The sequence below is a fragment of the Kitasatospora sp. Xyl93 genome (assembly GCF_055383135.1).
In genome coordinates this window covers 6,818,491-6,837,215 of record NZ_AP029185.1, presented here as the reverse complement: position 1 = coordinate 6,837,215, position 18,725 = coordinate 6,818,491, and the positions used below count along the sequence as shown (strand labels likewise).

Sequence of the window (18,725 nt, the reverse complement as noted above, 5' to 3'; positions counted from 1 at the left end):
GCGCTCTCCGCTTGCGTCTCCCCCGCACGGGCCGTCTCCAATCCCCGTCTGCCGGCGACGGCGCCGCGCGCCGTCATGTGCCCCGGTAACGGTCCACCACCGAGGTGAACTCGCCGACGAGGTGCTTCGTCACGGGTACGCCGGACGGTCCGCCCAGCAGGTCGGCCAGTTCGACGTCGCAGACCACCGTCACCGTGACGGTGGTGACCGGTCCGTCCGGCAGGTTCAGCTCCCCCCTGCCGACCCGGACGTCCCCGTTCCGGCAGGACACGCCCTGCTGCCGCAGGATCGCGAGGGCGGAGTCCCTGGCCGGCTGGTCCATCCCGTCCACGCTGCGCTGCAGGGAGGCGGTCCGGGCACCGGCCCGGGCGGCGGCCTCCACGGTGCCGGCCGTGGTCTGCACCCGCCCGGCGGCGATGGCCACCAGGACCAGTCCGACCACCCCCGGCACGACGATCGCCGCCTCGATCGCGATCCCGCCCCGGTCCCGCCGGCGCCGCCGGAACCCGAGCCGGGGCCCGGGCCGCGACCGGTTCCGCGCCCCGGGCCGCGCGCCGCTCACGGCTTCACCGCCGGCGGTACGAAGTGCTCCCGCGGCGCCTCGGCGAACTGGGTGATGGCGGGCGCCCTGAGCCCGGGTATCAGCAGCGGCGGGGACAGTTGCACGGTGACCCGGACGGTCTCCGCCGTGCTGCCGTCGGTCCGCACCGTGTACCCGTGCACGCCCTGCCGGTCGAGGAAGTCGCGCGCCTGCCGCTGGGCCGCCTCGTTCTTCTCGCCGTCCGTCGCGCTGCCCTGCACCCGTCCGGCGTCCACGCCCTCGCGGGCCGCGGTGAGCGCGACCTGGCGGTCGTACCACCACAGCGCGGCCTGGACGACGAGCAGCACGAGCAGCAGGACGACCGGGAAGACGATGGCGAGGCTCACGCTCATCGACCCCCGGTCGCCCCTGCGGCGCAGAGCAGGACGCATCACTTGGTGGCGCCGCCCGCGCCCGCGCCGCCCGGCATGTTCGGGTCCTGCTCGACCTTCTGGACGACCTTGTCCTTCAGCAGGTAGAGCGCGGTCGCCACGGCGCCCGCGACGAAGACCAACGCGATGATGGCGAGGGCGAGTTCGATGCTGATCGCGCCGCGGTCGCCGCGCGCGCGGGCGGCCCGCAGCCGGCCGAGCCGCAGGGTGAACAGCAGGAGCGCGAACTGGATCGGTAGCAGGGCGGGGCGCAGCACCCGGCCTGCCAGCTGGGCGAGTCGTACGGTCATCGGGGTCTCCCGGGGGATCTGGCGGTGTGGTGTGGTGGTGGCGCCGACCGCTCCGGACGGGGCCGACGGGGCTTGCGGGGCCTGCGGATCTTGCGGGTACGGGACCGGGGTGGCGGTAAGCATTCCGGGACCGCGGTCAGTTGAGCATCTGGTGCAGGGCGGGGAAGACGATCAGGACGGTCATCAGCAGGGTCAGTGCGGCCCCGGGTGCGACCATCCGCTCGCTGTCGGCGTTCGCCCGGGCGAGGTCCTCGGCGAGCAGTTCCCCGCGCAGGCCCTTGGCGCGGGCCCGCAGGGTGTCGTACACGGCGGCGCCGTCGGTGCCGGACAGCCGCATGATGTCGGCCACGTCCTGGAGCGGGCTGAGCCCCAACTCCTCCGCCAGCGAGTCCAGTCCGGCCCACGGCGGGAGGCGGTCGGTGGCCGCGCGCTCCAGGGCGTCGCGGATCCGCCGGAACACCGCGCCCTGCCCGACCGCGGCGGCCCGGCGCAGCGCCTCGGCGGGGCCGCAGTCGGCGGCCCGTTCCATCGCGACGAGTTCCAGGTAGGCGGCGATGCCGTGCAGGTACTCGGTGCGCGCCTCCTTGGCCTCGCCGCGCACGACGGCGTCGGGGACGAACCAGAGCAGTCCGGCCAGCAGCGGCCCGGCGACCAGCGGCAGCGCGAACGGCAGGCCGACGTCCATCAGCACGGCCATCGCGCCGAGGTAGGCGGGCAGCACCAGGCCGAGGGCGGCGAACAGCAGCTTGTGCACCATGAACCGCGCCGGGGTGCGGCCGATCAGGGCGAGTTCGCGGCGCGGGACGGAGACCCCGCGCAGGTGGACGGACCGCTCACCGATCCGGTCGTACCAGCGGGGCCGCTCGTCCGGGTCCTGCTCGCGGTCGGCGGGGGTGGCGTGCAGCCGGTCCAGCGCCTGGCGCAGGTCCGGCGGCGCCGGCCGCAGTTCGGCGACCAGCAGGGCGAGGCCGCCGGCCGCGACGGCGCCGGCCAGCACGGACCAGGGGGAGATCACCGGACCTCCCCGAGCTGCTCGGCCGGCTCCGGCTCGGTCACCGCGGCGGCGGTGCGCCGTCCGCTCCTGCTGCGCCGGTCCGGCGTCAACAGCCGCGGCACCGGCGGATGGGAGGCCAGCGCCCGCATCCAGGCGATGATCGCCACGAACAGGGCGGCGACCACGGCGAGCACCACCTGGCCGAGGAAGGTCCCGTACGGCCGGGTGTACTCGGTGTTGAAGGAGCCGACGGTGACGACCAGCACGATGATGCCGACCAGCCAGCGGATGGTGGTCCGGTGCTTGGCCCGGTCGGCCTCGATGGCGCGGCGCTGGCGGACCTCCTCGCGCACCGAGTCGGCCATGTCGGAGAGCGTGCGGGCCAGGCCGGGGCCGCTGTCGCCGGCCCGCAGCACGAGCGCGGCCAGCACCTTGTCGGCGGTGGCGTCGGCGAGGCTGTCGGCGAAGGCGCGAAGCGCCTCCTCGGGCCGCCAGCGGGCCTGCAGCCGGGCGGCCAGCTCGCCGATCTCGTCCTCCAGGGCGGCCGGGGCGGTGCGTCGGCTGGTGACGATGGCCTGGTTGAGGCCGACGCCGAGCAGCAGCACGTCGGCGATCCGCTGGGTCCACTCGGAGAGCGCCTCCAGCCGCTCGATCCGGTGGGTGTCCGGGCGGGTGGTGTCGAACAGCCAGGGCAGGCCGAAGACGGCCAGCGGCACCAGCAGCGCGGTCAGCGGGATGCCGGTGAACAGCCAGGCCAGCGGCGCGCCGGCGAGCGCGATCGGCAGCTGGACGCGGCGCAGCCGCACCATCCGGTGCCCGGCCGTCCCGGGGGCGCCGTACCAGAACACGTGGACCCGGCCGGCCAGCGGGTTGGCCGCCCGCTCCGTCCCGTCCTCGTCGCCGGACTCGCTGCCGCGGGCCCAGGCCACCAGCGCGACCAGGCCGCCCGCGACCGCCAGCCCGCACAGGGCGAAGAGCAGCATCACCGCGCGCCACCGCCGATCCGCAGCTGGAGCGGGGTGGTCCAGCTCCCGTACCGGGAGCCGAGCAGCGAGGCGTCGAAGCCGGCCCGGCGCAGGTCGTCCAGGCACTGCGGCGGGGTGTGCGGGACGGCCCGCGGCTCACCGAGGTCCGGCCGGGGGCCGAAGACGGTGTTCAGCGCGGGCCGGCCGCTCTCCCCGAGGCCGGTGACCTCCAGGACGTGGGAGACGAAGCGGTGCCGGCGGCCGCCGACGGCGGTCTCGTCGACCATGGTGACGTGCACGATGAGGTCCAGGGCGTTGGCGGTGAGCCGGTAGGCGAGCGAGTCGGTCATGTGCGAGCCGTACTCCAGGCAGAGTTCGGCGATGCGGTCGACGACCATGTGCGGGCCGCGGGCGTGCAGGGTGCACATCGAGCCGCCCTCGCCGTTGGTCATCACCCGCAGCATCGGGACGACCTCGCCGGAGCGGACCTCCCCGACGATGATCCGGGAGAGCGTCATGCGCAGCGCGGCCGGGATGAGGTCCCCGATGCTCAACTCCCCGGCCAGGCGCCCCTCGACGCGCTCGCCGTTGCCCTCCCGCGCCTCCATCGGGACGACCTGGCGCAGGTGGCCGAGGGTGTGCAGCCAGAGCTCGAACTCCGACTCCAGGGTGCCGATCCGCTCGTCCGGCGGGATCTCGGCGGCCATCGCGCGCAGCAGGCTGGTCTTGCCGACGCCCTGGGTACCGGTGATCATCACGTTCTTCCGGGCCCGGATCGCGGCGGCCAGGAAGGCGGCCAGGGTGCCGTCCAGGGTGCCGAGTTCGACCATCTCGGGCAGCGTCGCGGAGGCCACCCGGTGGCGCCGGATCGCCACGTACGGGCGGGGCGTCACCTCGGTGAGCGCCTGGAGGCGCATGCCGCCCTCCAGGCGCAGCGCGAGGGTCGGGCTGGCGGTGGACAGGCTGCGCTCACCGCCGCCGTGCTGGCGGGCCAGGTCCTGGAGCAGTTCGACGAGTTCGCCGTCGCTGTCGGCCACCGGCGGCACCTGGCGCAGGGGTTGGTGCACCTTGGAGACCCAGACGTCGTCGCAGCCGTTGATCAGGATGTTCTCGATCTCCGGGTCGTCCAGGTAGGGCTGGAGCCGGCCGGCCCGGAAGAGCAGGTCGAAGACGGCCTCGGCGAGGGCGCGGTCCTGTTCCCGGGTGGGCGGGATGCCGTGGGTCTGAGCGTACGCGTCGGACCACCGGGCGACGGCCTCCTCGATCAGCGCCCGGCCGCGCTGGCGGCGGGTGGCGCGGTCCGGCTCGGAGCCGGAGGCGGTGGTCAACCGGGTGATCTGCTGGTGCAGTTCGGCCGCGACCTGGCGCTTCAGCTCGCGGGCGACCTGCGGGTCGACGGCGGGCCGGGTGGCGGCGCCGCGCAGGTCCAGCGAGGGCAGCTGGGAGGGTACGGCGGTGGGCCCGGCCGCGCCGGGCGGGCCGGGTTGCGCCGGGCCGGGTTGTGCCGGGCCGGGTTGTGCCGGGCCGGGTTGTGCCGGGCCGGGTTGTGCCGGGCCGGGCTGGTACCCGTGCGGCGGGGCGACCGGACCGGTCGCCGGCGCGGGCGCGGACACCGGCGCGGCCCAGGGCAGCGCGGCCGGGTCGGTCGCGGGACGCTGGTGCAGGGGGCTACCGCGCACGGAGCACCTCCCCGGGGTTGTGCGGGTACGGCCCGCTCTCGTCGTCCTGGCGGTCCGTCGCAGCCGGCCGTTGGAGCGGGTACTGGTCTTCCGGTTCGCCGTACGGGGCGGACTGGACGTGTGCCGGGAACGGCGCCGGAGCGGCCGGCTGCGGCGCCAGCCCGGCCAGCGGCGCCACCGGGCCGGTGGTGATCACCGGCGGTACGGGCTGTGGCGGGGAGTACGAGGGCGGCTCGCCCTCGGCCGTCCCCCCGTAGCCCGGTCGGCCGTGGGCCGCCGCGCCGGACCCGGCCTGCGGGTACGCGGTCTGCGGGTACGCGGTCTGCCCCTGGCCGCCGGGCCCGTACCCGGACTGGCCGTACCCGCCCTGCCCGTACCCCGGCTGGACGTACCCCGGCTGGACGTACCCCGGCTGGACGTACCCCGGCTGGACGTACTCCTGCTGGACGTACCCCGGTTGCCCGCCCGGCCCGTACGCCGACTGCCCGTACGGCCCCGGCCCCGGCGCGGGCGACGGCATGGGACCGGCCGCGGGCGCGGGCATCGACGGCTGCGGCGCCATCGGCACGGGCGGGGCCGGTATCGGCGGGGCCGGAACCGGCCCCGTCGGCACCGGAGGCGCCGGGACGGGAGGCACCGGCACCGCCGCCGCGACCGCCCCCGCCGCCGGGCCGCCCGCCGTCAGCTGGGCCGGCGTCGCGTCCTGCACCGCTCCCGGCGCGAGCCGCTGGCGCCGGCGGCGGACCAGCAGCTGCACCTCGTCCGCCGCCGACCGCGCCGTCCGCATCAGCTCCGAGCGGATGAACCGCCGGTCGGTGGTGTCCCCGCCGTCGGAGAGCACCTTCGCCGTCCGGGTGGCGTGCGGCAGCACCCCGAGCACCGGCAGGCCGAGCTCGCGGGAGACCTCCGCCCGGGTGTACGGCCCCTCGGCGACCAGCAGCAGCCCGAGCGCGTCCGCCCCGGTGCCGGCGGCGGCCAGGTCCTCGGCCAGGGCGGCGAGCCGGGGCCGGGCCGAGCTCAGCCCGCGCAGCGTGGTGCGCACGGTCGCCACCACCACGTCGGCGCGGCGGGCGAGCACCGCGCTGTGGCCGGTGGCGCCGGAGCGGCCGAGGTCCACGATGACGTCGTAGCCCTGCTGTTCCACGCCGTGCAGCAGTTCGGCGAGCGGCTCCCAGGTGTAGGCGAGGCCGGGCGCCTGGGTGGGGTCGGTCAGCCCGGGCAGCAGCAGCCGTTCGGCGTCGCCTTCGGGCGAGAGGTCGATCAGCTGCTCCCAGATGGTCTGCGCGAGCAGCCCGCGCCGGTCGGCGACGGCCAGGTTGCGCAGCCCGTACACCGCCTCGACCCGGCCCTCCAGGGCGCCGGCGAGCACCGCGCCGCCGTCCGGGTCGGCCTCGACCAGCAGGATCCGCCGGCCGGGCGGCAGCGGCCAGGACAGCAGCAGTGCCAGGGCGGTGGTGGTCGCGCCCGGTGCGCCCGGGCCGCCGACCACCGCGATCACGGCCATCAGGCGCCGCCCGTCGCGGCCGGGGCCCCGGGCGCGGCGGCACCACCCGGGGTGGCGGCGCCCGGAGTACCGCCCGGCGCGGTCGCCCCGGGGTTGGTGGCGGCGGCCGAGGGCGCCCCGCTCGGCGCCGAGGCGGGGGCGGTACCGCCGCCGGGGCCGCCGGCCGCCGCGCCGCGCGGAGCGAGCAGCACCTGGATCCGTCCGCTCGCCACCCACTGCGCCAGCCGGGGCCCGTCCGCCGTGCCGACCGCCACGTCGATCACCTGGCTGCCGTCGGTGTCCACCCGGCCGACGGTGATCACCGTGGCGGGCAGCGAGTCCGCCCGGCCGTTGTCGGGGGTGAAGACGATGACCAGCTGCACGCCGGGCTGGAGCCGGCTCGCGGGCAGCTGGCTGCGCTTGGCCGACACCCCGACCACGATCTGCCCGGGCTGCACCGACAGGCCCTGCGCGAGGTCGGAACCGGTGAGCATCGCGCCGCGCTTGAGGTCGGTGGCGGCCCGCATGCCGACCGCCTTCGCCCGGTCCTGGGCCGACACCGGGCGCAGCACCGGGTCGCCCGCGATCCGAGCGACCACCAGGTCCTCCTCGGTGATCACCTGCCCCCACGGCACGTCCCGGGCCAGCGCCAGCACCGCGACCCGCTGACCGGTGCTGTTGTAGAGGACGGCACCGCCCAGCCCTCCGGCCGCGATCAGCGCGACCGCCATCGCCAGCACCGCCGGGCGCCGCCGCCTCGCCCGCATGGTCCGCCCGGGCGCGTGCGGCACCGCCCGTCCCCGGCCCCTGCCCCGGCCGCCCTGCTCCGGCTGCTCCGGGAGTGCCGCGGGCACCGCGGCGCCCGCGGAGGTGCCGGATCCCGGCGTCGCGAACGTACGGTTCTCCACCGGGTTCCGCCCTTCCCTCGTTCGTCTCTGGCTCGTCCGGCCGGCTCGTCCGGCTGGTCGGTGCGCGGATGCCCGCGCCGGGTCGTTCAGTCGGGATCGGCCGGCCGGGCGCACCCGGTCGGCCGTGCCCGCTCGGCCGCGCTCAGTTGAGCACCTGCATCTCGGCGACCTTGAGGTCGAAGGGCTTGCTGCTCTGGTTGATGCCCGGGATGGTGAACTTCCGGGGGTTCGGCCCGCCGGTGACCACCACGACGGCCTCCCAGTGCATCGTCACGGTGGCACTGAAGACGCTGTTCTTCTCGTGGGCCGAGCTTGTCCTGAACTCGTAGCCGCAGTCCGGGGACTTCGCGTCGCCGTACTTGGGGTCGTACGGCGTGCCGGGGGTGGTGCAGGAGGTCTGGAGGTGGTCGCCGAAGCTCCAGTCCGCCTTCACCAGCCGGGGCGTGACGGTGACCGAGATGCCCGCGACCGCCGCGCTGCCCGGCGCGGGGAGTGCGGCGTCGTCGGCCCAGAGCCAGACCGGGGCGTTGACCACCGCCGTGTTCCGGGGCGCCGCGCGGCCCACCGGCGGCCTGAACCGGACCTGGTCGTAGGCCTGCTGGATGGCCATGGCCTCGGCGTTGACGTTCTGCCCGCCCGGCGCGGTGGCCTCGAAGACGATCTCGGCGCCGCCCTGGCCCCCGTCGGTCTGCGGGCAGACCTTCGTGTAGAGCGAGCCGTCCTTCGGGTCGTGGCCGTCCCACGCCGGGTCGCTGGCCGGCGGCGGGTTGTCCAGCGCGCGGAAGTAGCACCCCTTGTCGCTGTTGAACCAGCCCAGTTGGGGGTCGTGGCAGGCCCACGGGACCCCGTGGTAGCCGCACAGCTGCGGACCGGTGCCCGATCCGCCGCCACCGCCCGGGTTCGATCCGCCGGGCACGGGGGTCGTCCCACCGGAATTGACGTCTATGCAGATCACGTTCGGGTAGCACTGCTCGGCCCCGCCGCTCGGCGGTTCGTCCGCGACCGCACCCACCGCCGAGGACAGCAGCAGCCCGGCCGACATCGACGCGGCGATCGCGATTCGCCGGGCCGGTTTCCGCGCGTTCAGCATGTCCGGTCCACCTCCCGTTTGAAGTCGTGGATCAACCAATGCGCTTGGAACCAGCGCAGCGACGCGGTTCCGACGTACCGGTTCAGTCGCGCTCCGGGATCCTTGGCGGCCCCGGTGACGGCGTCGACGCGGTGCCAGTCCGACAGGTCGACGCAGTCCTCGATCACGGCGGTCTGCGGATCGGCATTCAGATCGACGGCCTTGACCACCGCGGAATTGCGCGGGGTCCCGGTCATCACGACTTTGGCGTCGCGCAGTTGCCGGAGGCCGACCAGGCTGTCGGACAGCGCCCGCCCGGAGGAGTACTGCTCCAGTGCGTAACCGTCCGAATCCGACCGCCCGAAGACCTCCGCCTGAGCCTGCCACCAGTCCTGATACGCCTTCAGGGCCAGCCTTGCCATGGCCCCTTCCGGGCCGCTGGTCGGCGCGATCGAGCTGTTTTCCGAACCACTCGAAGGAGTTAGCGGGTTCACTCCCGCGACGGTGGGCGCGGCCGACCCGATCCGATCGACGGAACCACCCGCACCACTGCCCGCACAAGCACCGAGCAGCAACACCAGAACCGCCCCGCCGACCCCAACCGCCCCAGGGCGCAACACATTTCCGCGCTGCCGCATGGCCCCACCTCGTTGCGACCGACCTGATCCGTGATCCACGGCCGCCAGGAGAATTCCGCCGTCCCACCGGTGTTTCCGCTGGGGATCGATTCTTCGCCAACCCACCCCATCACGGCAACACCTCAGGCCCCCTGACCTTACGCGGAAGGCGGTTCCGTCGGGGCACTTTCCCGCCACAGAACGGCCAACAGTTCCTCGGAAAGCGACAATCCGGCCAATGCGCCCCGAACCGCGGCCCGATTGCGCATCAGGAGCCGCCCCGCGTGCGGCGGAACGAGCAGGCGCGCGCCAGGCGCACCCGAACTACCGGCCGGTTCCCCACCGTCCGTCAGCGCGGCCACGGCCGGCTGGAGATCGAGCGGCGCGACGGCCGCCGGGGCACCCGGGACGCCCTGGCGCAGGACGGTGGTCAGGGCCCGGCTGAACGAGCCCTCCCCGCCCGGCCGTACGGCGTCCCGGCCGCGTCTGCCGGGGGCGTAGCGGCTGCCCGGGGCGTAGCGGCCCATCCGGCCCCAGAGCGGGACCCTCGAGTAGCTCAGCAGTTCGCCCGCGCCGTCCTCGCCGCGCTCCAGCGCCGCCCAGGTGTCCCGGTCGGCCACCGCGTCGACCAGCAGCAGAGCCTCCTCCTGGTCCCCGTGCACCATCGCGCTGACCACCCAGTCCCAGGCCAGGCCCCGGCGGTAGGCGTTGTCGGCGGTGCTGCCGGCGGTGACCAGGGCCAGCCGGCGCCCGCGCGGGTCGGCCACCAGCTGGCCGACCAGGCAGACCAGCAGCCAGCGGCCCGGGTGCCGGGCGGCGTCCCGGACGGCGGTCAGCATCGCGTTGGCGTCCGCGTCCGGCGCCACCGTGGTGACCCGGCAGCCGGCCGCGCCGGTGTCGAAGCACATCCCGGGCAGCACGTCGGCGAGCAACCGGGCACCCTCCGGTGCGAGCGCCGCGCCCCCGAAGGCCCGGTCGGGCCCGCCGTCCGCCCCGATCACCACCAGATCGACCCCGCCCGCCATCCGACCGTCCCCCCTCCTGCACCGTTTCTCCACCCGCCGGGCAGGCTACCGTCCGGAGGGCCGCCGACGGGGCTCCCGGCCCGTCCGCTCAGGGACCATGGGCCCTATCGACGAGCGCACCGACCGTGGACGATCGGACGCATGGAGCGTGACGACCGTGTGGAGACCCTGAGCGAGGCCGAGTGCCTGCGGCTGCTCAGCACCGTGCCCGTCGGGCGCGTGGTGTACACCGAGCACGCGCTGCCGGCCGTGCTGCCGGTCTCCTTCGAGGTCCTGGACGGGCGGCTGGTGCTCGCGGTGCGCCGGGGAAGTGCCACCGCGCGCGGGCTCGACGGCACGGTGGTGGCCTTCCAGGCGGATCTGCTGGACCCGGTCACCCGCACCGGGTGGAGCGTGCTGGTGCACGGGCGGGCCGACGTGGTGAGCGATCCCGAGCAGGTGCGGCGGGTGCTGCGCTCCGGCCTGCGGCCCTGGGTGGGCGATCCGGAGCCGCTGTTCGTCGCGCTGGTGCCGGAGCTGGTGAGCGGCCGCCGGCTGTTCCCGACCGGGCCGGGCCTCCTGGGCTTCCCAGGCTGCCAGGCGCGTGGGCCGACGGGCGGCGGACCGACGGGCGGCGGACCGATCGGCGCCGGGCCGGTGAACGCCGGATTTCCGCTCGGCTCCTGACAGGTACCGGTGGGTAGGCATACGCTTCCGGCGTTCTGACACCCCCGGGCCCGTCCCCCACCAGGAGCGCACCGTGACGACCTTCGCCTCCCTCGCCGAGCTGACCGCCGCCGTCGGCACCGAGCTGGGCACCAGCCAGTGGCACACCATCGAGCAGCGGCAGATCGACCTGTTCGCCGAGGCGACCGGCGACCACCAGTGGATCCACGTGGACCCGGAGCGGGCCAAGGAGAGCCAGTTCGGCTCGACCATCGCGCACGGCTACCTGACCCAGTCGATGATCCCGGTGCTGGCGAAGGAGTGCTACGCCGTCGAGGGCGTGCGGATGGCGCTGAACTACGGCTCCGACAAGGTGCGCTTCCCGGCACCGGTGCCGGTGGGCACGGCGATCCGGGCCACCGCCGAGCTGCTCTCGGCCACCGAGGTGCCGGGCGGGGTCCAGGCGGTGGTGCGGTTCACCCTGACCAGCGAGCGCAGCGCCAAGCCGCACTGCGTCGCGGAGACGATCACCCGCTTCTACGCCTGAGCGACGCCTCACCGACGACCGGCGGGGCGGCGCCGGCACCGGCCCGCGCGGCCTCCCCGGTACGCCGATTGGACCGCGCCGAGCCCTCCACCAGGTCCGGACGGCCCACGGCGAGTAACCTCCGACGAGATGGTTGTCGTATCGCAGCAGCCCCACCCGTCGCTGCGCCGCGACCCCGGCATGCCCGGTAGCCGTGACCGTCCCTGGAGGAGCCGTGCCCCGCCCCGCCCCGTGGTTCTCCCGCCTCGCCGGTCTGACCTCGCTGTTCCTCCCGCCGTCCACCGACCCCGCCGCCGAGCGCGCCGTCCCCGGTCTGGCCGGAGTGCCCCGGGCCGCCTGGCACCGGGTCCGGACCGACGCCTTCGGAGCCGAACCCCGAGGCGACCGGCTGGCGCGCGTCCGCCGCTCCCCGCAGTTCTCCGACGGGGCCTTCCGCAATCCGGTGCCGACCCGCCGCCTGGTGTACGAGCGCAGCCCGCTGGAGATCACCCGCGCCCAGCTGGCCGGGGACCGGACCCGCCGGATCCCGGCCGCCGCCGTCCCGGTGCACCGGCTGCTCCCGGGCGACCTGGCCGCGCCGCCGGAGTCCGGGCTGCGACTGACCTGGCTGGGGCACGCCACGGTGCTGGCCGAGATCGGCGGACGGCGGGTACTGCTCGACCCGGTCTGGGGCGAGCGCTGCTCCCCCTTCTCCTGGACCGGCCCCAAGCGGCTGCACCCGGTGCCGCTGCCACTGTCCGAACTCGGGCCGGTGGACGTGGTCGTGGTCTCCCACGACCACTACGACCACCTCGACATGGGCACCGTCCGGGCCCTGATCGGGACGGGCGCGGTGTTCGCCGTCCCGCTCGGGGTCGGGGCGCACCTGGAGCACTGGGGCGTACCGGCCGGCCGGATCGTCGAACTGGACTGGTGGGAGTCGGTCGAGGTCGCCGGGCTGACCCTGACCGCCACGCCGGCCCGCCACTACTGCAGCCGCGGGCCGCGCACCAGCGCGCTGTTCCTGTGGGCGTCCTGGGTGGTGGCCGGCGGCGGGCGGCGGATCTTCCACAGCGGGGACACCGGCTACTTCCCCGGCTTCGCCGAGATCGGCCGCCGGCTCGGGCCGTTCGACGCGACGATGATGCAGGTCGGCGCGTACAGCGACTTCTGGCCCGAGGTGCACATGACCCCCGAGGAGGGGGTGCGGGCGCACCTGGACCTGGGCGGCGGGCTGCTGCTGCCGATCCACTGGTGCACCTTCAACCTCGCGCTGCACCCCTGGGAGGAGCCCGCCGAGCGGGTGGTCGCCGCCGCCGAGGCGCTCGGCGCCCGGCTCGCGGTGCCCCGGCCCGGCAAGCCGTTCGAGCCGGCCGACCCGCCGACGCTGCGCCCGTGGTGGCGCGCCGTCGCGGCCCCGCACGGCACCTCGCCGCTGGTCGGCGGACCGGCGGAGGAGGAGGCGACGGCGGGGTCGCGCGAGGCACCCGAACAGACGACAACTTTCAGCGAACAGATTTCAAAATCTGTTCGCTGAAAGTTGTCAGCTGACATCTGTTCGCCGTTGGACCACCGAGCCCACCCGAGCCCGGCCCCGGCCGCGACCGACCCGGGCCGCGACCGTCCCCGGTCTTCCGGCCCTGCTCAGCCCGCGAGGACGTCCCGCAGCGCCCGCGCCTCCTTGACCACCCGGCCCGAGCCGCCGCGCTCGGCCGCCGCCGTCACCTCCGCCACCGGCCCCCGGGCCCCGGTGCGCCGGGCGCAGTCGGTGGCCAGCGCGATCAGGTCGCCGAGCCCGCGGGTCGACGGGTCGGTCTCCGAGAGCAGCCCCGGCAGCGCCGGACCGAGCACCGACCAGACCGTCCCCCGGGCACCGGTCTCCGCCGCCATGGCGAGCGCCGCCGCCAGCCGGCCGGCCATCACGGTGCCGCAGGCCACCAGAACGCCCAGCTCGCGACCGAGCAGCGCCCCGTCCAGGTCCCCGCGCGCGGCGAGCACCAGCAGCGCGTCCACCGCCGCCGTCCGGTCCTCGGCGTGCCGGGCGCCCAGGCCGTACGCCAGCGCCAGGTGCAGCGCGAGCCCGGCCGGGCCGTCGGCCTCGGCCAGCAGCGGGAGGTACCGGCCGGCGCCGCGCTCGTCCCGGTCGGCGCCCTCGGCGAAGGGGTCGAGCCAGCGCGCCGCCAGCTCCTCCCGGTGCCGGGGGAGCATCGCGAACCAGTGCTCGACGGGCCGCCAGCCCCAGTCGTGCACCTTGCGCGCCCGGGCCACGCTGGGCTCGGTGCCGTCCAGCAGCGCCCGGAACTCGGCCGTGAGCCGCTCGCCGTCCGGCCCCTTCGGCCCGGCGCCGATGCCCGGCTGGGCGACCGCGATCCGCTCGACCTCCTCCCACCAGCGGTCCCCGTACAGGTTGGTGCGCTTCAGCCCCGCGCCGGGCGCGAACACCACCCGCTCGGACGGCTGCCCGGGCAGCCCGCCGGTGCGCAGCCAGTGCGCCAGCCGGCGCCCGGCCGGGGAGCCGAGCGCCTCGGCGGCGCGCAGCACCGTCCCGTCCGCGGTGCCGACCCGCAGCAGGGCCTGGCACAGGTCGGCCTTCCCCGGGGCGACACCCGCCGCCTCGTACCCGGCGATCCGCTCGACCAGCACGGCCGCGTCCAGGGCTCCGGTGGCGTCCGTCGGGGTGGCCAGCAGGTACGGCAGCGTGGCCTGGAAGATCTGCCGGGCCACCTCGTCCAGCCGGGCGGCGAGGACGGCCCCGTGCACGGTGGTGCGCGGGCCGCGCAGCGCGGAGCCGCTCCTGCCGCCGAGGTAGTCCCAGAGCTTCCACGGCGGCGTCTCACCGGCCACCGCGGCCACCACGTAGAGGATCTCCCGGGGCGTGCAGTCCCCCCAGCCGTCGGTGCCGCGCCACGGGTGCGCCCGGCGGACCGGCTCCACCGCCTCGGCGAGCGCCCGCCGGTCCCGGTGGGTCAGCCGGACCAGCCCGTCCAGCACCCGTTCGAAGGCCGCCACACCGGGCTCGCGCGCGGCGAGCAGGGCGGACAGCTCCTCCGCGAGTTCGGCCGCGGAGGCGATCGGCGCGCCCAGCGGGCGCCGTTCGGGGGCCGGCGGGAGGAAGTCGTCCCACCCGGTGTCCGGGTCGTCCCCGCCGCCGACCGGCGCGCCGAACAGCTCGCCCGCGCGCCGGTGGTGGGCCGGGTTCAGCGCCTCGGCGGCGGCCCGGAGCTCCGCCACCACCGCCTCCCCCGCCGCCTCCAGGTGACGGGCCACCACGTTCAGCGCCCGCTCCTGGAGGGCCGCGTCCGGGTGGCCGAAGGCCTCGGCCGCGGCCAGCACCACCGGACCGGAGCGCTCGGGGGCGCGCCGGGCGGCCTTCTCCAGCCAGGTCAGCTGGGTGCGGACCAGCTTCTTCTCGCTCCGGAACAGCACCACCGCCGAGGCCTCGGTGAGCACCTCGGGCTCGATCAGCCCGGCCTCGTCCAGCCCGGCGAGCACCTCCTGGGCGTGGCCGGCGAGCACCGACAGGCCGTCCAGCAGCGCCACCACGTCGCGCACCCGGGCCGCGTACTCCTCGGGCGTCGGGTCGAGCGCCCGCAGCACCTCCAGGAAGGCCCGCTGGTCGGCCGGCTTGCCGCCGCGCAGCAGCCGGGCCAGGCAGCGGTCGAGCAGCTCGGTGCGGTCCGCCGTGCCGTCCGCGGCGAGTTCGCCGATCGCCTCCGTCCAGACGTCGCCGGGACGCGGACTGAGCCGGAGGGTCAGCTGGTAGCCGACGTCGGCAAGGTCGAACAGCTCGGGCAGCAGCACCGGGGTGAACGAGTCCTCGGCCAGCCGCACGGCCAGCGTCGGACGCGGGCCGTTCCGTTCGGCGGCGCGCTCCATCCAGCTCCGGACGAAGGACTCGCCGCGCGGCACCTCGCAGCCGGTGTGCCGGACGACGGCCTCCAGCACCGGGTACATCGACCAGCCCCAGGTCCGCACCGGCCGGGCCGCGAGCCGGGTGACCACCTCGACCTGCCACTCCACCGGCTGCGCCGCGATGACCTGGTGCAGCGCGGAGTTCCGGGCCCAGTCGCGGCCGGCGGCCTCGACCCCGCCGATCCAGGTGGCGGCGGCGGCCGGGCCGGAGTGGCAGCCGGCCCCGGCCACCAGCAGCCGGCTCATGGCCGCGGCCCCCTCGCGCGACCAGTGCTCGCGCTGTTCCCTGCGCAGTTCGGTGCGCAGCTCCTTGAGGGCGGGCAGGCAGGCCCGCCGCCGGGCCGGGTCCAGAGCGGCCAGCAGCCCCGGTATCTCTGCCAGCCGGCCCGACCGGACGGCCGTCAGCAGCGCGTCGCCCGGCTCCTGCCGCTCGGCGTCCACCGTCGTGTTCACGCCCCTGCCCCCTTCACGTCCGCGGCCCCGGCAGCCCCGGCAGCCGACTCCCGCACCATCGCCACCGCCAGCGCGTGCTTGCACGGCCCGCGCCCGCCCCGGTACTTGCCCCACCACAGGCAGGTGCAGCTCAGCCGCCCCGACTCGTCCGCCCGCACCCGCTGGATGTGGTCGTCCACCGTGACGACGGCCGTCGCCCCGCCCTCCTCCAGCCGCACCGCGCCCGCCTCGACCAGCGCCCGGGCGGCCCGCAGCCGGGGGTTGGCCGCCTCGGCCCGCCCGGCGTCGTACGGGAGCTGCCGGTGGAAGTACGCGGCCTCGGCGGTGTCGTAGCCGATCTGTCCGGCGGTGCCCAGCCGGATGAGCGCGGCGCGGACCCGCTCGGGGCTCAGCCCGGACTGGGCGGCGAGGTCCCCGACCTCGATCCGGGGCTCCCAGGCGAGCAGCACCGCGATCAGCTCGGCGTCCCGCTCGGCCGTCCCGGTGGCCAGCGAGTCGAGCACCCCGCCCTCGCCGGAGAAGCCCCGGGCGGCGTTCGGCGACAGCGTGAGGGTCAGCCGCATGCCGGGCAGCACCGCCTCCCAGGCGGAGGCGGTCGGTTCGCCGGCCGCCACCGGCCCGTACACCCGCAGGGCGAGCGCGTGCCGCAGCACCCGCTGGAGCGCCACCAGCCGCTCGGGCCCGGGCAGGCAGACCGCGCCCGGCACCGGCCGGGTGGTCGGCCGCAGCGTCCTCCCGGCCGGCAGGACCCAGCCGATGCCGGCCCGCCCGCCGCGCCCGGCGCGCGGCAGCGAGCGCAGGAACCGGACGGCCTCGGCGGCGGGCAGCTCGGCGCGCAGCTCGAAGCCGGCGGCGACCACCTGGGTCTCGGCGAAGCCGCGCAGCCAGCGCTCCGGCAGCGGCACCTTCTTCTCGACCAGCGGTCCGTCGAAGCTGGTGACCTCCAGCGCGTCCGGACCGACCGCGAGGTGCAGCGGGTCGGCCGGGCCGATCCTGGTCAGCGCCTCCCGCAGCGGGTTGTTGACGTCCACGTTGGTGGTGCCGTGGCCGATCTCGTCCCCGTCGAGCCCGGCCTGGAGCACGTCGAGCCGGGCGTAGACACCGCAGCAGCCCGAGAAGGACTCGAAGCGCAGCCGGTCCCCGTTGGCGGTGACCACCGGGTCGAGCGAGGCGCGCAGCTGCGGCTGGTAGTAGCGCGCGGCGGCGACGTCCGCGACCGCGAGCAGCGCCGCGGCGGCCGGCGCCGGATCGGCCAGGAAGCCCGCGAAGAAGCGCGGGTTGGCGGCGGCGCCGAGCGGAGTGGCGCCACCGGAGGTGGCCAGGTCGAGGCTCCGGCCGTCGGCGCCGTCCCGGACGGCCGACGGGCGCAGATAGGCGTACGCCTGTGCGGATTGCGTCATGCCGAGCACGCTAGGTGAGGACACTGACAATCCCTCGGGAGGCCGACGGACTGGAACGTGTTCTACACCATCGACCGGGGGTGGGGGGCGTTACCCAGGTCACACCGCCGGACGGTTGGCTTCTGCCACTATGGCCTCGTGACCGACCTCACCGAAGACCTCCGGGCCGAACGGCACGCCCGGCCGGCCGCCCCGTTCGCCGAGCTGCTGCAGATCGAGCAGCTGGACGAGAACACGTTCCGGGGCCACTGCCACGCCGGTGCCCCGATGCGCGCCTTCGGCGGCCACGTCGCCGCGCAGGCGCTCGTCGCCGCCGGGCGCACCTGCGGGGACCGTCGCCCGGTGCACTCGCTGCACGGCTACTTCCTGCTGCCGGGCTCCCCCTCCCGGCCGATCGACTACCTGGTCGAGCGGGTCCGCGAGGGCATGTCGTACACCACCCGCCGGGTGACGGCGGTGCAGAACGGGAACGAGATCTTCACCCTCTCGGCCTCCTTCAAGCACCCCGAGCCTGCCGCCGACCGCCAGCGCGAGGTCCCGCCGCTGCCCCGCCCGGAGTCGCTGCCGAACGCCGTCGCCCGGCTGCCCGAGGAGGTCCGCCGGTCGATCGCCGCGGCCGGCGGCTTCCGCGACCTCGACGTGCGGTTCGTCCCGGCGGACGCCCCGGGGCTGCCGCCGGCCGTGCCCGGGCTGCTCCAGCACTTCGTCTGGATGCGCACCGCTTCCCCGCTGCCGGACGGCGACCCGCTGCTGCACGCCGCCGCGCTCACCTACCTGTCCGACCTCACCCTGGCCTCCACCGCCGGGCTCGACGTGCAGCCGAACTTCTTCCAGCGCACCGAGCCGCCCCGGCTGCTGATGGCCTCGCTGGACCACGCGATGTGGTTCCACCGCCCGTTCCGGGCCGACGAGTGGCTGCTCTTCGCCCAGCGCAGCCCGTCCTCCTCGGACGGCCGGGGCCTGGCGCTCGGCGAGTTCTACGACCTGGACGGCCGGCTGGTCGCCTCCGCGGTCCAGGAGGCGCTGATCCGCGACCCCTCGTGACCGCCCCCGGGACCCCGGTGGCCTCCGGGCGAACGGAAGGGGGCCGGACGGCGTCATACTCCTGGGCGGCCCCGGCCCGTATCATGTGCGGGTGACCAAGGTTGACCTGTCACCACGGCCGGTGGAGGCGATGTCTCCGCGTCAGCTCGAACGCCGCGAGGGCCTGATCGCGGCCGCGCTCGCCCTGGTGAACGAGATCGGCGTCGAGCGGATGCAGATGAAGCAGGTCTGCGAGCGGTCCGGAGTCGCCCTGGGGACGGCGTACCGCTACTTCTCCTCCAAGGACCACCTCCTGGCGGCCGCGATCGCCGAGTGGCATCGCCTGCTGCTGGCCGACCTGGTGGCCGAGCTGCGCGGGCCGAGGGCCGGACTGGGGGCCACCGACCGGGCGGTCCGGTTCGTCCGGGGCGGGATGCGGGCCTACCAGCGGCAGCCCGAACTCGCCCGGCTGCGGGTGGCCGTGGCGGCCTCCACCGACCCGTTCGCCAGTGAGGCGCTGCAAGGCATGGCCCGGGCCGACAGCACCGCCCTCCAGGCGGTGACGGCCGAGGTGCCGGCCGCCGCGAGCGAGCTGGTGCGGCACATCGTCGCCCACGCCTGGCAGGGGGAGCTGACCGCCTGGGTGACCGGCCGCACCACCCTCGGGGACGCCCGGCGGCGCCTGGAGGACGTGGTGCGGCTGGTGCTGACCCCGTACGAGACGCGCTACCCGGCCCCGTACGAGGTCCAGTCCACCGGCTGAG

General features: G+C 75.9%; 18 protein-coding genes. 5 read left to right on the top strand and 13 right to left on the bottom strand.

Going from position 1 to position 18,725, the window contains the following annotated elements:
• Positions 1-73: 73 nt before the first annotated feature.
• The 11 genes from ACZ5GH_RS29725 to ACZ5GH_RS29675 all read right to left on the bottom strand — a co-directional run bounded on the left by ACZ5GH_RS29725 (position 74) and on the right by ACZ5GH_RS29675 (position 10,002).
• Positions 74-562, bottom strand: coding sequence for a TadE/TadG family type IV pilus assembly protein (locus ACZ5GH_RS29725; RefSeq protein WP_464335809.1), 489 nt, complete (start codon positions 560-562; stop codon positions 74-76).
• Positions 559-933, bottom strand: coding sequence for a TadE/TadG family type IV pilus assembly protein (locus ACZ5GH_RS29720; RefSeq protein ID WP_387756716.1), 375 nt, complete (start codon positions 931-933; stop codon positions 559-561). The genes ACZ5GH_RS29725 and ACZ5GH_RS29720 overlap by 4 nt, the downstream gene beginning before the upstream one ends.
• Positions 934-971: 38 nt before the next feature.
• On the bottom strand, positions 972-1,262 hold the full coding sequence (locus tag ACZ5GH_RS29715) for a hypothetical protein (protein ID WP_464335808.1): 291 nt from the start codon (positions 1,260-1,262) through the stop codon (positions 972-974).
• Between the two features lie 136 nt (positions 1,263-1,398).
• Positions 1,399-2,277 (bottom strand): hypothetical protein, encoded by an 879-nt coding sequence (locus ACZ5GH_RS29710; protein ID WP_387756718.1) that lies wholly within the window; start codon positions 2,275-2,277, stop codon positions 1,399-1,401.
• Positions 2,274-3,239, bottom strand: coding sequence for a type II secretion system F family protein (locus ACZ5GH_RS29705; protein WP_387756719.1), 966 nt, complete (start codon positions 3,237-3,239; stop codon positions 2,274-2,276). The genes ACZ5GH_RS29710 and ACZ5GH_RS29705 overlap by 4 nt, the downstream gene beginning before the upstream one ends.
• Complete coding sequence (locus ACZ5GH_RS29700; protein WP_464335807.1) at positions 3,239-4,900, bottom strand: CpaF family protein; 1,662 nt, start codon at positions 4,898-4,900, stop codon at positions 3,239-3,241. Before ACZ5GH_RS29700 ends, ACZ5GH_RS29705 begins: the two co-directional genes overlap by 1 nt.
• On the bottom strand, positions 4,890-6,404 hold the full coding sequence (locus tag ACZ5GH_RS29695; RefSeq protein WP_464335806.1) for a CpaE-like family protein: 1,515 nt from the start codon (positions 6,402-6,404) through the stop codon (positions 4,890-4,892). The genes ACZ5GH_RS29700 and ACZ5GH_RS29695 overlap by 11 nt, the downstream gene beginning before the upstream one ends.
• A complete protein-coding gene (locus ACZ5GH_RS29690; RefSeq protein ID WP_464335805.1) occupies positions 6,404-7,291 on the bottom strand; it encodes an SAF domain-containing protein in 888 nt (295 codons plus the stop codon). Before ACZ5GH_RS29690 ends, ACZ5GH_RS29695 begins: the two co-directional genes overlap by 1 nt.
• Positions 7,292-7,433: 142 nt before the next feature.
• The gene (locus ACZ5GH_RS29685; protein WP_464335804.1) at positions 7,434-8,381 is read right to left on the bottom strand and encodes a hypothetical protein; all 948 of its coding nucleotides are present in this window, start codon (positions 8,379-8,381) and stop codon (positions 7,434-7,436) included.
• Positions 8,375-8,998, bottom strand: coding sequence for a hypothetical protein (locus tag ACZ5GH_RS29680; RefSeq protein ID WP_464335803.1), 624 nt, complete (start codon positions 8,996-8,998; stop codon positions 8,375-8,377). The genes ACZ5GH_RS29685 and ACZ5GH_RS29680 overlap by 7 nt, the downstream gene beginning before the upstream one ends.
• Positions 8,999-9,135: 137 nt before the next feature.
• Positions 9,136-10,002 (bottom strand): hypothetical protein, encoded by an 867-nt coding sequence (locus ACZ5GH_RS29675; protein WP_464335802.1) that lies wholly within the window; start codon positions 10,000-10,002, stop codon positions 9,136-9,138.
• A 141-nt stretch (positions 10,003-10,143) separates the two neighbouring features.
• On the opposite strand from ACZ5GH_RS29675, the gene ACZ5GH_RS29670 reads away from it, so the two are divergent.
• The 3 genes from ACZ5GH_RS29670 to ACZ5GH_RS29660 all read left to right on the top strand — a co-directional run bounded on the left by ACZ5GH_RS29670 (position 10,144) and on the right by ACZ5GH_RS29660 (position 12,710).
• Positions 10,144-10,668 (top strand): pyridoxamine 5'-phosphate oxidase family protein, encoded by a 525-nt coding sequence (locus tag ACZ5GH_RS29670; protein WP_464335801.1) that lies wholly within the window; start codon positions 10,144-10,146, stop codon positions 10,666-10,668.
• Between the two features lie 73 nt (positions 10,669-10,741).
• Positions 10,742-11,194, top strand: a complete 453-nt coding sequence (locus ACZ5GH_RS29665) for a MaoC family dehydratase (RefSeq protein WP_387756727.1) — start codon at positions 10,742-10,744, stop codon at positions 11,192-11,194.
• Between the two features lie 313 nt (positions 11,195-11,507).
• A complete protein-coding gene (locus ACZ5GH_RS29660) occupies positions 11,508-12,710 on the top strand; it encodes an MBL fold metallo-hydrolase (RefSeq protein ID WP_464336893.1) in 1,203 nt (400 codons plus the stop codon).
• 107 nt (positions 12,711-12,817) lie between these two features.
• On the opposite strand, the gene ACZ5GH_RS29655 is transcribed toward ACZ5GH_RS29660, so the two are convergent.
• A complete protein-coding gene (locus tag ACZ5GH_RS29655; protein ID WP_464335800.1) occupies positions 12,818-15,538 on the bottom strand; it encodes a DUF7824 domain-containing protein in 2,721 nt (906 codons plus the stop codon).
• Complete coding sequence (locus ACZ5GH_RS29650) at positions 15,535-16,938, bottom strand: SWIM zinc finger family protein (protein WP_464335799.1); 1,404 nt, start codon at positions 16,936-16,938, stop codon at positions 15,535-15,537. Before ACZ5GH_RS29650 ends, ACZ5GH_RS29655 begins: the two co-directional genes overlap by 4 nt.
• A gap of 138 nt (positions 16,939-17,076) precedes the next feature.
• On the opposite strand from ACZ5GH_RS29650, the gene ACZ5GH_RS29645 reads away from it, so the two are divergent.
• Positions 17,077-17,982, top strand: coding sequence for an acyl-CoA thioesterase (locus tag ACZ5GH_RS29645; protein WP_387756730.1), 906 nt, complete (start codon positions 17,077-17,079; stop codon positions 17,980-17,982).
• A gap of 91 nt (positions 17,983-18,073) precedes the next feature.
• Positions 18,074-18,724 (top strand): TetR/AcrR family transcriptional regulator, encoded by a 651-nt coding sequence (locus ACZ5GH_RS29640; RefSeq protein ID WP_387756731.1) that lies wholly within the window; start codon positions 18,074-18,076, stop codon positions 18,722-18,724.
• The last annotated feature ends 1 nt before the right edge of the window (position 18,725 follow it).